This window comes from Streptomyces sp. NPDC101194 (assembly GCF_044767885.1).
GTDB lineage: Bacteria > Actinomycetota > Actinomycetes > Streptomycetales > Streptomycetaceae > Streptomyces.
Map to the genome: position 1 here is coordinate 25,625 of NZ_JBIWOS010000004.1, position 14,023 is coordinate 39,647.

13 protein-coding genes and 4 tRNA genes are annotated in these 14,023 nt (G+C 70.6%); 7 read left to right on the top strand and 10 right to left on the bottom strand.

Going from position 1 to position 14,023, the window contains the following annotated elements; translation table 11 throughout:
- Window positions 1–42: 42 nt before the first annotated feature.
- Window positions 43–264: a hypothetical protein gene (locus ACIRP2_RS16730; RefSeq protein ID WP_404250897.1), complete on the bottom strand. Its 222-nt coding sequence runs from the start codon at window positions 262–264 to the stop codon at window positions 43–45.
- 272 nt (window positions 265–536) lie between these two features.
- Here ACIRP2_RS16730 and ACIRP2_RS16735 point away from each other — a divergent pair, with 272 nt between their 5' ends.
- Window positions 537–947 (top strand): SHOCT domain-containing protein, encoded by a 411-nt coding sequence (locus ACIRP2_RS16735; protein ID WP_404250899.1) that lies wholly within the window; start codon window positions 537–539, stop codon window positions 945–947.
- Between the two features lie 222 nt (window positions 948–1,169).
- Window positions 1,170–2,558, top strand: a complete 1,389-nt coding sequence (locus tag ACIRP2_RS16740) for an FAD-binding oxidoreductase (protein WP_404250901.1) — start codon at window positions 1,170–1,172, stop codon at window positions 2,556–2,558.
- Window positions 2,559–2,618: 60 nt separating this feature from the next.
- Here ACIRP2_RS16740 and ACIRP2_RS16745 read toward each other — a convergent pair whose 3' ends face one another.
- A complete protein-coding gene (locus tag ACIRP2_RS16745; RefSeq protein WP_404250903.1) occupies window positions 2,619–4,058 on the bottom strand; it encodes a penicillin-binding transpeptidase domain-containing protein in 1,440 nt (479 codons plus the stop codon).
- 279 nt (window positions 4,059–4,337) lie between these two features.
- Here ACIRP2_RS16745 and ACIRP2_RS16750 point away from each other — a divergent pair, with 279 nt between their 5' ends.
- A complete protein-coding gene (locus ACIRP2_RS16750) occupies window positions 4,338–5,216 on the top strand; it encodes a hypothetical protein (RefSeq protein ID WP_404250905.1) in 879 nt (292 codons plus the stop codon).
- Between the two features lie 61 nt (window positions 5,217–5,277).
- Entirely contained in the window at window positions 5,278–5,463 is a 186-nt protein-coding gene (locus tag ACIRP2_RS16755) for a hypothetical protein (protein ID WP_404250907.1), read from the top strand.
- 135 nt (window positions 5,464–5,598) lie between these two features.
- Here ACIRP2_RS16755 and ACIRP2_RS16760 read toward each other — a convergent pair.
- From ACIRP2_RS16760 to ACIRP2_RS16780, 5 genes are all read right to left on the bottom strand, one after another.
- Window positions 5,599–5,671 (bottom strand) — tRNA-Lys (locus tag ACIRP2_RS16760).
- 127 nt (window positions 5,672–5,798) lie between these two features.
- Complete coding sequence (locus ACIRP2_RS16765; RefSeq protein WP_404250909.1) at window positions 5,799–7,328, bottom strand: amino acid permease; 1,530 nt, start codon at window positions 7,326–7,328, stop codon at window positions 5,799–5,801.
- Window positions 7,329–7,732: 404 nt separating this feature from the next.
- Window positions 7,733–9,877 (bottom strand): DEAD/DEAH box helicase, encoded by a 2,145-nt coding sequence (locus ACIRP2_RS16770; protein WP_404250911.1) that lies wholly within the window; start codon window positions 9,875–9,877, stop codon window positions 7,733–7,735.
- A 239-nt stretch (window positions 9,878–10,116) separates the two neighbouring features.
- Entirely contained in the window at window positions 10,117–10,707 is a 591-nt protein-coding gene (locus tag ACIRP2_RS16775) for a hypothetical protein (protein WP_404250913.1), read from the bottom strand.
- Window positions 10,708–10,862: 155 nt separating this feature from the next.
- Window positions 10,863–11,213 (bottom strand): metallopeptidase family protein, encoded by a 351-nt coding sequence (locus tag ACIRP2_RS16780; protein ID WP_030929660.1) that lies wholly within the window; start codon window positions 11,211–11,213, stop codon window positions 10,863–10,865.
- 177 nt (window positions 11,214–11,390) lie between these two features.
- Between ACIRP2_RS16780 and ACIRP2_RS16785 the strand changes: the two genes are divergently transcribed.
- From ACIRP2_RS16785 to ACIRP2_RS16795, 3 genes are all read left to right on the top strand, one after another.
- Window positions 11,391–11,463, top strand: a tRNA-Glu gene (locus tag ACIRP2_RS16785).
- A 37-nt stretch (window positions 11,464–11,500) separates the two neighbouring features.
- Window positions 11,501–11,575: transfer RNA gene (locus ACIRP2_RS16790), tRNA-Asp, on the top strand.
- A 22-nt stretch (window positions 11,576–11,597) separates the two neighbouring features.
- Window positions 11,598–11,674, top strand: a tRNA-Phe gene (locus ACIRP2_RS16795).
- 38 nt (window positions 11,675–11,712) lie between these two features.
- On the opposite strand, the gene ACIRP2_RS16800 is transcribed toward ACIRP2_RS16795, so the two are convergent.
- The 3 genes from ACIRP2_RS16800 to ACIRP2_RS16810 are packed head-to-tail and all read right to left on the bottom strand — an operon-like array spanning window position 11,713 to window position 13,884.
- Complete coding sequence (locus tag ACIRP2_RS16800) at window positions 11,713–12,561, bottom strand: cytochrome c biogenesis CcdA family protein (protein WP_404250915.1); 849 nt, start codon at window positions 12,559–12,561, stop codon at window positions 11,713–11,715.
- Window positions 12,558–13,361, bottom strand: coding sequence for a DsbA family protein (locus ACIRP2_RS16805; protein WP_404250917.1), 804 nt, complete (start codon window positions 13,359–13,361; stop codon window positions 12,558–12,560). Before ACIRP2_RS16805 ends, ACIRP2_RS16800 begins: the two co-directional genes overlap by 4 nt.
- Before the next feature lie 58 nt (window positions 13,362–13,419).
- Window positions 13,420–13,884 (bottom strand): hypothetical protein, encoded by a 465-nt coding sequence (locus tag ACIRP2_RS16810; protein WP_404250919.1) that lies wholly within the window; start codon window positions 13,882–13,884, stop codon window positions 13,420–13,422.
- Between the last annotated feature and the right edge of the window lie 139 nt (window positions 13,885–14,023).

A 14,023-nucleotide genomic window follows, 5' to 3' on the forward strand; every position in this document is an offset into this window, starting at 1 on the left:
TGCCGTCGTCACTGCTCGACGTGGGTACCCCCCTGCTCGGGCTCAGGGCGGCAGAGGCTCCACGATCACGCCGCGCGCCGAGACCGAGTCGACGACGATGACGCGCACGTCCCGGTCGATCGACGTCGTCGACCATGCGGTGTAGGCCTCCGACCCGCCCCGTACCGCCACCAGCACCTCGCCCGGACCGCCGGGCGGGATCGGCACGGTGACACGGCCGATCGCCCCGACCGGGCTCCGGGCGGACTCATCCGCCCGGTGCATGCGCCCTCGCGAGCGTCCCTGCGCGCGTCTGCTCACGCCGCCGCTCGCGCCGCTCTCCGCGTCGCTGCTCACGCCGTTCACGCCGCTTCATGACCACGGGGCGACCCCGCCTCCTGGAGGCCGGAGCCTCCCTCGACGTTTCCACGGTACTCCGCGCCTGCCTCCCGAGGAGGCTCTCGAACAACAACGAGCGAGGGGGAATATGAGGTGATATGACTGATTTACCTTTCAGTCAGTCGACGCGATGACTCGCGGTGATAGGGGAGCCGACCGTGGACGATTACCCCCTGCTCAACCTCTTCTGGACCATGCTCTGGTTCTTCCTCTGGATCATGTGGCTGTTCCTGCTCTTCAAGGTCATCTCCGACATCTTCCGCAGCGACGACCTCGGCGGATGGGGCAAGGCGGGCTGGCTGATCGTGGCCCTGCTGCTGCCGTATCTGGGCGTCCTGCTGTACGTGATCGTGCGCGGCAGGTCCATGGGGAAGCGGGACGTCAAGGAGGCGCAGGACCGGGAGGCGGCCTTCAAGGCGTACGTACGGGAGGCCGCCGGCACCTCCGAGGCGCACGCCCCCAAGGAGGGCAGACACGTCGACGATCTGGCGAGACTCGCCGAGCTCAAGGACCGGGGCGCCATCACGGACGAGGAGTACCAGCGGGCGAAGACGAAGCTCCTCGTCTGAGCGGAGCCGCCCCGTCCATGACGCGCATGTCTCGCTCCTCCCGGTCCGGCGGACTGGCACGGCCCCCGGACCGCGGGGAGGCTTGAGACATCAGCCCGCGGCAGCCGCCCCCGGCCACCCGGGGCCCCCGGGGCACGCGCGTTGCGCACGTCGACGGCCCGACGGGGATCGGGCGGGGCAGCGGTCCGCATCCAGGCAGGTGAGCAGGGAGATGGCCGGACCATGAACGGCACCGCGCTCGACGCCCTGGACGCGATGCGGTCCGCGCTGCGCGGACCCGTCATCGCCCCCGGGGACCCGGAGTACCGGACGGCCCGCACGATCTACAACGCCATGATCGACAGACGTCCGGCGGCCTTGGTGCGCTGCGGCGACGCGGCGGACGTCATGGCCGCGGTCGATTTCGTCCGGGACGAGGGTCTCGTGGTCGCGGTCCGCGGCGGCGGACACAGCGGCGCCGGCCTGTGCCTGGTGGACGACGGGGTCACCATCGACCTGTCGCCCATGCGCTGGGCGCACATCGACCCCGGCACGCGAAGGGCCACGGTCGGCGGTGGCGCCACGATCGGCGACCTCGACCACGCCGCCCACGCCTTCGGCCTGGCCACCCCCACCGGGATCCTGTCGACGACCGGCGTCGGCGGCCTCACGCTGGGCGGCGGCCACGGCCATCTCACCCGCAGATACGGACTGACGGCCGACAACCTGCTGAGCGCGGACGTGGTTCTCGCCGACGGCACCGCGGTGACGGCGAGCCCCACCTCCCACCCCGACCTGTTCTGGGCACTGCGCGGCGGGGGCGGGAACTTCGGCGTCGTCACCTCCTTCACGTTCCGGATGCACCCGGTGGACACCGTGGGCGTCGCCATCACCCTCTGGCCGGTCGACCGCACCCCCGACGTACTGCGCTGGTACCGCGACTTCCTGCCGGGGGCCACCGAGGAGCTGAGCGGCTTCTTCGCCGCGCTCACCGTGCCGCCCGGCCCACCCTTCCCCGAGGAGATCCACGGCCAGAAGACGTGCGGTGTCGTGTGGTGCTGGACAGGCGCCCCCGACCTCCTCGAAGCCACCCTGAGGCCCGTGTCCGACCCCGGGCCGCCCGCCTTCCGCTTCATGACGTCGATGCCCTACCCCGCCCTGCAGTCCATGTTCGACGAGCTGCTCCCCACCGGCCTGCAGTGGTACTGGCGCGGCAACTTCTTCGACCGGATCACCGACGACGCCGTCGCCGTCCACGCCAAGTACACCGAGAACCTCCCCACCGGCCTGTCGACGACGCACCTCTACCCGGTGGACGGCGCCGCGCACCGGCCGGGACCCGACGACACGGCCTGGGCCTACCGGGACGCGGTCTGGTCCGGCGTCATCGCGGGCATCGACCCGGACCCGGACAACGCCGAGACGCTCAGGCAGTGGTGCGTGGACTACTGGGAGGAGCTCCACCCTCACTCGATGGGCGGTACGTACGTGAACTTCATCGGCGCGGGCGAGGCCCCGGACCGGGTGCGCGCCACCTACCGCGACCACTACGACCGCCTGGCTGCCGTCAAGCGCACCTACGACCCGTACAACTTCTTCCACGCCAACCAGAACATCGAGCCGGCGGCCTGACGCGTCCGCCTTCCCACGTCCGCGTACCGGGTACCGGGGACCGCTCGTCGGGCACGGCCGTCAGCCTCCGGTGGCCGCCACAGCCCCGCTCATCCTCTCCGCGACACGGACAGCCGGTCGCGCGCCATCGGCCTCGTCGACCCGGTCGGCGGGATCCCCGACATGAACGGCGAAGGCGACCAGCCTCCCCTGCCCCGAGCGGGCGTACGAAATGGACCAGGCGCTCGATTCGTCCCCGTACGAACGCGCGGGCGGAACCCATCCGGTCCGGCCGGCGATCAGTGCGCCCGGTGCACCATCACGCTCGGCCACCGCCCCGGATGCCGATGTCTTCAGGGCCGACTGCAACTGCTCGGCCGTCCTCCGCCCGATGATCCGCCCGGCATGCGCGCCGACGGCACGCCGAGGCTTCTCCACACGCCCGTCGGCACGGACCACCTTCGAGACCAGTTGGGGATCGACGCGCTTCCCGCCGTTGGCGATCACGGCCATGACCCTGGCCATCTGGACCGGCGTGGCGGTGACACCACCTCGTCCGGTGCCGATGAGCGCCGCATCCCTCTCGCTCACGTCCCCCTCGGGACAGTCGCTCCTCCCCACCCGTACGGGGACGAGCAGCGCGTCGTCATTGAAGCCGAATGCCTTCGCCGTCGACACGAGACGGGGCTGCCCCACCTCGACGGCCATGGCCATGAAGACATTGCGGCACGAGTACCGCAGAGCGGTCCGGATGGAGGCATTCCGGCAACGGGCGGGGTCGCTCGGCAGCTCCGTGCCGCTCCCGGGCAGTGCGTACGGGAGCGGGCTGCGGGTGTTCTCGTCCACCGACGTGTACACGCCCCGCTCAAGGGCGGCGGCCGCCACGACGACCTCGAACGTCTCGTCCGGTGCCACGGCCTCGCGAAGTGCCCGGTTGAGCAACGGCTTGCTCTGATCGCCCGTCAGTCGCTGCCACGCCTCGGCGTCCGCCGTGGTGTTGCCGGCGAATGACGAGGGGTCGTACGAGGGCGCACTCACCAGAGCCAGCAGGTGTCCGCTCTCGGCGTCCATGGCGACAGCGGCGCCCTTGTGGCCGCGCAGCCCGTCACCGGCTGCCCTCTGCACATCCGGATCGATCGTGGTCATCACATCTCCGACGCCGGACCCCCCGTCACCCGGACGGGCCGTCAGCACGCCGTCGTACACCCCTTCGAGCCCCATGTGCGAGAAGGCCGTGGACCGGTACCCCGTGACGGCCGAGTACAGCTCACCGTCCACGTAGGTGCGCCGATACGGGACCTTCGCGTTGCCGGACGGCTTCGACCCGGTGACGGCCCGTCCGCCGACGAAGATGTCGCCCAGCCCTTCGCGCCCCGTACCTGTCGTCGACGGCGAGGGCTTCCCTTCGCCGGATCCACCCGGCGGACCGGGTTCCGTTCCGGCCGAGCAGCCCCAGACAGGAACGACGAGCAGGGCGAGAAGGGCGGCGCGGGCGGCAAGGCGTCTGTTCGGCGAGGACATGATGATCACTCCCTCAGCTTAAAGAGAGCGTCGGCCGAGCGGACCGGAACGCCCGCTCCCCGTGAGCGGCGTGGCACGCACAGGGGGTGTCGTTCCGTCTACGCCGCTGTAGACGGTCTACGTTGCGTGGACGCGGAGGCGCGAACGCGCGTCGAGATGCGCGCACAGGCACGGTCGGAGTGCGAACAGAGCACCCGAGGCCGTTCACCGCCGCCACACAACTACCGGTCGCCCACCGCCCGAACGGTGCGGCGCCGGACCGTCGACCAGGAGTGCGCTTTGGGACAGCCGGAATTCCTCACCACGGTGGATGCCACCCGTGAGCGCCCCTATGTGATGAAGAAGCTCCCCGAGGTCACCCTGGCCTTCTGGATCATGAAGATCGCCGCCACCACGCTCGGCGAGACGGCCGGCGATCTCTTCTCCCAGACACTGCGACTGGGCTACTTCCTCACCACGATCGCGTTGTTCCTGGTCTTCGTGGTGACGCTGGTGGTGCAGCTGCGGTCCAAGCGCTACAACCCGTTCTTCTACTGGACCGTCATCCTGTCCACGAGCATGGCCGGCACCACCATGTCGGACTTCATGAACCGGGACGCGGGCGCCCAGTACCTCACGGCGGGCACGACCTCGCTGGGCCGGGGCCCCCAGGGCCTGGGCCTCGGGTACCCCGCGGGCGCCGCGATTCTCGTCTCCCTGCTGATCGTCGTCTTCATCGCCTGGAAACTCACCGGGCAGACCTTCGCCATCCGCGACATCGTCACCTTCCGCGGCGAAGCCCTCTTCTGGTCCGCGATCCTGGTGTCGAACACCCTGGGCACCTCCATGGGCGACTTCCTCGCCGACAGCTCCGGCCTCGGCTACGCCGGCGGCGCCCTGCTCGTCACAGCGCTCCTGGCCGTACTCGCCGTCCTGACGCGGGTGCCGGCCGTCCCCGATGTCGCGCTGTTCTGGATCGCCTTCGTCCTCACCCGCCCCCTGGGGGCCACCGCCGGTGACTTCCTGACCAAGCCGACCGCCAAGGGCGGACTGGACCTCGGCACTCCGGGCTCCTCGGCGGTACTCCTGATCGCCCTGTTCGGCCTCATGGCCCACGCCCATCTGCGGGAGCGCAGGAAGGCCGCCCCACCCGGCGAGCGGCACGCCCAACTGTCGTAAGGACCACCACGCTCGTCGCCGGCCGGGGCGGCGCACTGGGTACCCTTCGCGCGGGGGTGCGGTGAGCGACGGCGAAGACCGGTACGACGACAGCGAGTACGAGGCATTGGCCGCAGACGGCGAGCGGCGTGCAGCCACTGCTCTGCGGGGCATGTTCGCCGCGGTGTTGCTGAGTGCTGCGGCACTGACCACGGCAGTGGTCGTTCTGACGGCCCTCATGTTTCTGGCTCTGCTCGAAAGGGGCTGAGCCCGTCTCCGCCCACCGTCCCCATGACGTCCTGAGCGGTGGCGCGGTCGTTCACTCGGGCGAGCCAACGATCCCCGAACCGTCAGGTACGCGAACAGCCCCAGATCAACAACACTCTGACCTGGGGCTGAGACGTAGGCCGTGTGGGACTCGAACCCACAACCAACGGATTAAAAGTCCGCTGCTCTGCCAATTGAGCTAACGGCCCTCGGCGCATCACCCCTGAGCATAGCCCGCCGGGGCCCGGCCGCCGATCGGGTATCGGTTGCCGGGCCCCGTCGCGAGGGGAATCAGCGTGGAACGAGCGGTGACGGGGACGGGGATCGGCGCCGGGATCACGGGGTGCGGGCGGGGACCTCCGGTGCGGTCGCGCGGTGGTGTTCCGGGTTGAGGAACCAGTGGCGGGCCGAGACCAGCCACCACGTCGCGGCGAAGCCGAGAACCACCAGGACCGCGATCGGGGCGTAGTTGAACGTCTCCCAGGTGACCGGCGAGACCTGCGGCAGCATGAAGAGCACCGTGATGATCACGACCCAGGTCACCGCGACGACGCCGATCGGGCGGGACCAGCGGCCCAGGTGCCAGGGACCCGGGGTGAAGGCCTCGCCCCGGATCAGCCGGAGCAGGGTCGGGATCACATAGGCGATGTACAGGCCGATCACGGCGATCGAGGTCACCGCCGCGTACGCCGTGACGTTGATCAGATACGGGAGACCCAGGGCCAGGGCACCGAGGGCGGCGAGCCAGACCGCGGCGACAGGGGTGCGGGTACGGGGGCTGACCGTGTGCCAGACACGGGAGAAGGGCAGGGCCCCGTCCCGTGAGAAGGCGTAGATCATGCGACTGTTCGCGGTGACGGACGCCATGCCGCAGAAGAGCTGGGCCCCGATCACGATGAGCAGCAGGAGCTTGCCGGTGGTGGCGCCGAGGGCGTCCAGGAGGATCTGGGCCGGCGGGGCGCCGGTCGGGGAGCCCAACGCCCCGTCGTACGACTGGATGGCGAACGTGAAGCCGAGGAGCAGGGCGAAGCCGGCGATCCAGGAGGTCCAGATCGACCGGACGATGCCGCGCGGGCCCGCCGTGGCCGCGTCACGGGTCTCCTCCGTCATATGCGCGGACGCGTCGTAGCCGGTGAACGTGTACTGGGCCATCAGCAGACCGATCATCACGACGTAGAAGCCGCTGCCCCACCCGGTGTTGTTCACGAACTCGGTGAACACGAACGACGCCGACTGGTGCGAGTCCGGCACGAACGTCAGGGCGCCGACGATGACCGCGACGCCGACGACGTGCCACCACACGCTCACGCTGTTCAGGATCGCGACGATCCCCACACCGAAGGTGTTGAGCAGGCCGTGCAGCAGCAGGATCGCGGCGAAGAGCAGGATCGTACGGGTGGGAGTGACCACGAAGCCGAACTGGAGGTTCAGGTACGCGCCCAGGAAGGACGCCGCCCCGAAGTCGATCCCGGCCGTGACCGCCACCTGGCCGAGGACGTTGAACCAGCCCGTGAACCAGGCCCAGGCCGCCGCCGAGCGCGGCGGGGCCAGCCGGTGGGCCCAGAAGTAGAGACCGGCGGAGGTCGGGTACGCCGAACAGATCTCGGCCATCGCCAGGCCGACGAAGAGCGTCATCAGGCCGACGCCCACCCAGCCCCAGGTGATGACCGCCGGGCCGCCCGTGTTCATGCCGAAGAGATACAGCGTGAGGCAGCCGGAGAGCACCGAGATGATCGTGAACGAGACGGCGTAGTTGGAGAACGCCGACATGCGCCGGGCCAGTGTCTGCGTGTACCCGAGCTGCGCGAGACGCTCCTCGTCGGAGACGCCCGTGGGCGGCCTGTCCTCGCCGGTGTCTTTTGTCATGCCCTCAGCGATGCCCCCGCTGCGGAGAACACATGCGGTCGCCGTGGTCACGACTGGGAAAACACCACCGGGCGGACATGCCTCGCGACGGGCCGCGCGGCAGCGGCAGGGGCGCGACCCGCAGGCCGCGCCCCTCCCGGGCTCTCGCCCACGTGGGGAGAAGTCCCGACATCCTCGACCGTGACACCTCGGGGCGGTCCGGCTCTGCCGCGGGACACAGATGATCAACGGCAGCCTGCCGCCAAGGAATTGCGCAGAGCCCCCGACCCCGCACCCGTGCAAGTCGCCGGATCTCGACAGCGATTGCCCATGCGAGCGAAGCGAAAAGGAAAGCGGGCCCACTCGTGAAGAGCGGGCCCGCTTTCCATGGCCTTCGGCGGACCTTCAGCAGGTCCTCACCGGGTTCAGCCGTTGCGCTTCCAGCGCGGCTTGTCGTCGCGGCGCCCGAAGGAACCGGTGCCGGTGCCGGAGCCGCGGTGGTCGTCACGACGGCCGGTCGGACGGTCGCTGCCGCCGGAACGGAAACCGCCGGAGGGGCGGTCGTCACGACGGTCGCGGTTGAACGGACGGTCGCTGCCACCGGAGCGGAAGCCACCGGAGGGACGGTCGTCACGACGGTCGCGGTTGAACGACGGACGGTCGTTGTCACGGCGGTCGAAGGAACGGCCACCGCGGTCGTCACGACGGTCGTTGGAGCGGAAGCCGCCCGACGGACGGTCGTCACGACGGTCGCGGTTGAACGACGGACGGTCGTTGTCACGGCGGAAACCACCGGACGAACGGTCGTCACGACGCTGGAAACCACCACGGTCGCCACCGCGGTCGTCACGACGGTCGCGGTTGAACGACGGACGGTCGCTGTCACGGCGGAAACCACCGGACGAACGGTCGTCACGACGCTGGAAACCACCACGGTCACCACCGCGGTCGTCACGACGGTCGTGACCGCCGCGGTAGCCGCCGCGGTCGCCGCCACGGCTGTCCCGGCGCTCGAAGTTGCCGCGGTCGTCGCGACGGTCGTCACGGGCGGCGGGCTGCTCCGGCACGGAGACGGCGGCCTCGATCGCGGCCTCCGCCTCGGCGGCGGCCTCGGCCACCGCGGCCTCGGGGTCGTCGCCCCGCTCACGCGCGGCGCGGGCGACGAGGCGGTCGGCCTCCTCGCGCAGCTCACCGGCGCGGCGCTGGACGCGCTCCAGCTGCTTCGTCAGGTCGGCGACCTCGCGCTCCGCCTGCTTGGCGGCGTTGTTCGCGGAGTCGGCCTGGACCTCGGTCAGCGAACGGGCGCCGGTGATCTCGGCGACCTCCGGGTCGAACGCGCCCGCGCCGCCCACGATGTGCCGCGAGGCGTCGACGCCCGCGTCCTCCATGAGGCGGAAGATCTGACGGCGCTGGTGCGGCAGCGCCAGCGAGACGACGACACCGGACTTACCGGCACGGGCGGTACGGCCCGAGCGGTGCAGGTAGTCCTTGTGGTCGCCGGCCGGGTCCACGTTCAGCACCAGGTCGATGCCGTCGACGTGGATGCCGCGGGCGGCGACGTCGGTCGCGACGAGCGCGTTGACGTAACCGTCCTTGAAGTCCGCGAGCACCCGGGTGCGGGCGCCCTGCGTCATGCCGCCGTGCAGCGCGTCCGCCTTGACGCCCGCCTCGACGAGCTGCTCGGCGATGCGGTCGGCGCCCAGCTGGGTGCGGACGAAGATGATGGTGCGGCCCTTGCGGGCGGCGATGGCGGAGGTGACCGGCGCCTTGTCCTTCGGCTTCACGACGAGGACGTGGTGCGTCATGGTCGTGACATTGCCCTGGGCGCTGTCGACCTCGTGGCTCACCGGGTTGTTCAGGTAGCGCTTGACCAGCGTGCCGATCTCGTTCTCCATCGTGGCGGAGAAGAGCATGCGCTGGCCGCCGACCGGAACCTGGTCGAGCAGTTCGGTGACCTCGGGCAGGAAGCCCAGGTCGGACATCTGGTCGGCCTCGTCGAGGACCGCGACCTGGACGTTCTCCAGGGAGCAGGCGCCCCGGTTGATGATGTCGCGCAGCCGGCCCGGGGTGGCGACGAGGATGTCGACACCGCGCTCCAGCGCGTAGATCTGGTTGCCCATCGACGTACCGCCGCAGACGACCTTCATCTTCAGGCCGAGCACGTCGCCGTACGGCTGCAGCGCGTCCGCGACCTGCATCGCGAGCTCACGGGTCGGGGTGAGGATGACCGCGCGGGGCTTCTTCTTCTCGGTGTGACCACCGGCCAGCGAGGCCAGGGTCGGCAGACCGAAGGAGAGGGTCTTGCCGGAGCCGGTACGGCCGCGGCCCAGGATGTCCTTGCCGGCCAGGGCGTCCGGGATGGTCGCCGCCTGGATCGGGAAGGGCTCGGTCACACCGTTCTGCGCGAGCTTGCGGACGATGCCCTCGGGCAGGCCCAGGTCGGCGAAGGTGACGGTCGGCTCGGTGTCCGCGTCGGCGAGGGTGACGTCGGCCTCGACGGAGTCGGCGGACTCGGCGACGACGGCCTGCGCGGCCTCGATCAGCTCGTCGCTCTCGACGTTCTCGGGCATGACGGTGTGGTCAGAACTGGAAATTGACATGCGAAATGCGAAACCTTCCGGAGTCTCGGCACGCGCCCGTAACTCCGTGATTCGCAATTTCGACCGCCTCAATGCGGTCCAGCCACGGCAAGGGAGAGTACGCGCCACACGGCGCGCTTCTGTTTCGGCGCCGGGCAATGGGATCAAACGATCTACCACCATACGCACTCCCCCCCACATCGCGCAAACCGCACTCCCCCGACCCCCCACTACACCGGGCTGACCTGCGGCGACACATCGGGCGTCCGCAGCGGCCACGGCTCCCCCGACGCACTCATCACGTCGGTACGCAGCTGAGCCGCCGAAGAGGCCGACGGCTGCGGCGACGGCTCCGAGGGCTCCGGTTCGGGCTCCGGAGAGGCGGGCGGCTCGGGCGTGGCCGGGGGCGACGGCGGCGGGGACTCGGGCTGCTGCGGCGCTCCGGACCCCGGCCCCGGCCGCGATACCGAGGGCGCCGGCAGCCCGCCGCCCGGCGCCTGTCCCGGATCACCCCGGTCACCCGGCTCCGCGCCGGGCCGGACGCCGCCGGGCGAACCCGAGGGATCGGCGGAACCGCGCGGTTCCGGTGATTCGGCCGCCTCCCGTTCGGAGTGCGCCTCGGCAAGGCCCCCACCGGTGCGGGCGCGACCCGTGCCCGCCACGGTGCCGCCGTCCGGCCCGGCCACGCCCCTCTTCGGCTCGGACGTCGGCGACGGCGCCGGTTTCCCGCCGTCGTCGCCGACGCTCATGCAGCCTGTGGACGCGACGACCGTCACGGCGACGACGGCCGCCCATCGGACGGGAGCGGAGAACTGGCGCACGGGAGGCACCTCCGGGGTACGAAGAGCGAGCGGACGGTACGCGGAGCGGGGGGCACCCTGCCCAACTCCCGCCGCCCCGCCGGGGACACGCCCCGCGCCCGGCCCGCACACCTCCCGCACGCCTTCCGCGCCGCACCCGTACGGCGCTCGCACGCTCATCCGTAGCCGAGCGCGTGCAGCCTCTCGTCATCGATGCCGAAGTGATGGGCGATCTCATGGACGACCGTGATCTCGGTCTCGGCGACGACGTCCTCGCGCGACTCGCACATCCGCAGCGTCGGCCCGCGGTAGATGGTGATCCGGTCCGGCAGCACCCCCGCGTACCACTCACCGCGGTCGGTCAGCGGTGTGCCCTCGTACAGCCCGAGCAGTTCCGGATCACCCGGATCCGGCTCGTCCTCGACGAATACCGCGACGTTGTCCATCAGCCGTGTCAGCTCCGGCGGAATCCGGTCCAGCGCCTCGGCGACCAGTTCCTCGAACTCTTCGCGCGTCATCTCCAGCACCCCGCCATTGTCCCGTACCACCGGTCGCGGCGCCCCGGCGCGGACCGCCACCTCCGCCTATTCGGTTTGGCTGACGCAGAAACGCCGTAGTACAGTCTGCGACGTGCCCAAGGGCGCCGGTCAGGGCTCGACCGTTCTGAAACCTCAAGAGGTTGAAGGAAAAGCACGAGCAGTTCTGCCCTCATCGTCTAGTGGCCCAGGACGCCGCCCTTTCAAGGCGGTAGCACGGGTTCGAATCCCGTTGGGGGCACCGCACAACCTGTGCGACACTTAGTCGCACAAAGCTTGGTCCTGTGGAGCAGTTTGGAGTGCTCGCCACCCTGTCAAGGTGGAGGCCGCGGGTTCAAATCCCGTCAGGACCGCTGCAGCCCTTATGAGCTGCGTGGCTGGGTAGCTCAGTTGGTACGAGCGATCGCCTGAAAAGCGATAGGTCGCCGGTTCGATCCCGGCCCCAGCCACCACCCGAAGGCCCCGTCCACCGGACGGGGCCTTCGTCGTGTCAGGCCTCTTCCCGGTCCGCCGAGTTCACACCCCGGCCACGCCACGCCCGTACCGCCAGAGCCAGCAGCACCACCGCGACCACGGCCACCAGCGCCAAGGCGTCCGGCACGTGCTCACCGATGCGCTGGGCCCACTGCTCGACGGCGAACGAATCGTCGACGTCCAGCAGCCCGGGAAGCGCGGTCGTCCCGTCGTACACGAGGAACAGCACGCCGAGGCCGATGAAGAACAGCCCCGACAGCAGCGTCGTCGTGTGCAGCTCGAAGCGGCCGATCCGGAAGGTACGACCGCGCAGCCAGGCCCGTCGGCCCAGGTCGAAGCGTTCCCAGAGCAGGGCGAGCAGAAAGAGCGGTACCGCCATGCCCAGGGCGTAGACGGCGAGCAGCAGTCCGCCGTAGACCGGGCTGCCGCTGACCGCCGCCACGGTGAGGACGCTGCCCAGGATCGGCCCCGCGCAGAAACCGGCCAGTCCGTATACGGCGCCCAGCGCGTAGACCGACAGGGCCGTCGTCGGACGGATCCGACCACTGAGGGCGGCGATCCGGCGCGAGGCGAAGCCCAGACCCACGATCTGTGCGATGCCGAGCACGATGATCAGCCACCCGGCGCCGAGCACGAGCGCGTCGCGGTGGCTGTAGAAGAGCCGTCCGGCGTACGAGCCCGCGGCGCCGAGCGGCACCAGGGTGGTGGCGAGACCCGCGTAGAAGATTCCGGTGCGGGCCAGCAGCCGCGAGGTGGAGTCGATGGAGTAGGCGAAGAAGGCGGGCAGCAACAGCGCGCTGCACGGGCTGACCAGGGCGAGCAGCCCGCCGAGAAAGGCCGCGAAGTAGCCGATGTCGGACGTCATTTCGCGCCGCCCTCGGCGCCCCGGCCGTTCTGCCCGCTCTTGGCGCTCTCGGTGTCACGGGCCTTCTCGGCCGCCGCGTCGATGACCCGGGTGAAGGTCTCCATCGGCTGGGCCCCGGCGATCGGGCGGCCGTTGATCAGGAACGACGGGGTGGAGGTCGCGCCGATGCCGTACCCCTGTTCCTGGTCCTTGCCCACCGCGGCGGAGGCGGCGGAGCTGTCCGCGTCGCGCGCGAACCGGTCCAGGTCCGCGACCCCGGCCTGCTGGGCGAGCGCCTTCAGCCGGTCCTTTCCGAACCCCTTCTCCTTGACCCCCTCGGCGTACGCGGCACGGTGGAACTGCCAGAAGCGGCCCTGCTGCCCGGCGGCCCAGGCGGCGCGGGCGGCTGCCTCGGACTCGGCACCGAAGATCGGGAAGTTGCGCCATTCGATGCGCAGGGTGCCGTTCTCGACGTACTTCTTCACCAGGGCGGGTTCGGTGTCGCGGGCGAATTTTCCGCAGTAGCCGCACTTGAAGTCGGCGTACTCGATGAGGACGACGGGCGCGTCCACCCGTCCCTGCGCGAGCTTGTCACCGGCGTCGCGCCGGGCGAGCTTCTCCAGCTCCGGATAGACGCCGGCGTCCGGTTCCGAGGTGACATCGGCGACCGAGGAGGAGGAAGAGGAAGAGGAACCCGAGTGGTCGGGGGCGGTGGCCCGGTAGGAGACGAAGCCGAGCGCCGCGGCGGCGAGGACGACTCCGGCACCGTAGATCAGCGGCTTCTTGGACGCCGGCGTGCGTGAGGACTTGGGCTTGGGCATGCGGGACTCCGTGCTGGTGATACGGGAGGGAAGAGGGACGGCCGGGGGAAACGGCCTTCTACACCCTCAGCACGGAGAGCTCGACGGGAGTGGGCGCGGCGGGAGCGGGGCCTCGCAGCCTTATCCGGACGGGTGGGCCGACCGGATCCGCCCCGGTGGCGGCGGGCAGGCCCCACTCGGCGAGCCCGGGCGCCTGGTCGTGCGCCGCGCGGGCCCGGCCCGGCAGGGCGGGCTCGCCGTCCTCGCGCTTCCTGCTCTTGCCGCACCCCGGCATCCGGTGCCCGTCCACGGCCGACACGACGGCCGTACCGGCGAACGTGGCGTCCTCGCCGGGGTCCGCCGAAGCCGCGTGCGGGCCGGGACGCGCCGGGGAGGCCGCCCTCACGGTGTCGGCCCCGGCAGTCGCGACCGCCGGTGCAAAGGCACGTACCGCGTCGTCCGACGCAGCCTTCCCCGGCCCGCAGAAAAGCCCCAGCGCGACCGCGAGCACCGCCATCAGGCAGTACCACTGCGTACGGGACACGGCGACCGGCCTTTCCGGACTGGGGCATCGGGCAACGGGTGGTCAGCTGCCCGAAATGGTACGTGCTGTGATCCCGCGCCTCCGCGCAGTGCCGAGGTGGTGACCGGAGCCGCACGAAATACGTTCGCCGTTCTTCGGG

Coding starts and splice junctions, on each gene's coding strand:
- ACIRP2_RS16730 (WP_404250897.1), bottom strand. CDS start 264: ATGCACCGGGCGGATGAGTCCGCCCGGAGCCCGGTCGGGGCGATCGGC.
- ACIRP2_RS16740 (WP_404250901.1), top strand. CDS start 1,170: ATGAACGGCACCGCGCTCGACGCCCTGGACGCGATGCGGTCCGCGCTG.
- ACIRP2_RS16745 (WP_404250903.1), bottom strand. CDS start 4,058: ATGTCCTCGCCGAACAGACGCCTTGCCGCCCGCGCCGCCCTTCTCGCC.
- ACIRP2_RS16765 (WP_404250909.1), bottom strand. CDS start 7,328: ATGACAAAAGACACCGGCGAGGACAGGCCGCCCACGGGCGTCTCCGAC.
- ACIRP2_RS16770 (WP_404250911.1), bottom strand. CDS start 9,877: ATGCCCGAGAACGTCGAGAGCGACGAGCTGATCGAGGCCGCGCAGGCC.
- ACIRP2_RS16800 (WP_404250915.1), bottom strand. CDS start 12,561: ATGACGTCCGACATCGGCTACTTCGCGGCCTTTCTCGGCGGGCTGCTC.
- ACIRP2_RS16805 (WP_404250917.1), bottom strand. CDS start 13,361: ATGCCCAAGCCCAAGTCCTCACGCACGCCGGCGTCCAAGAAGCCGCTG.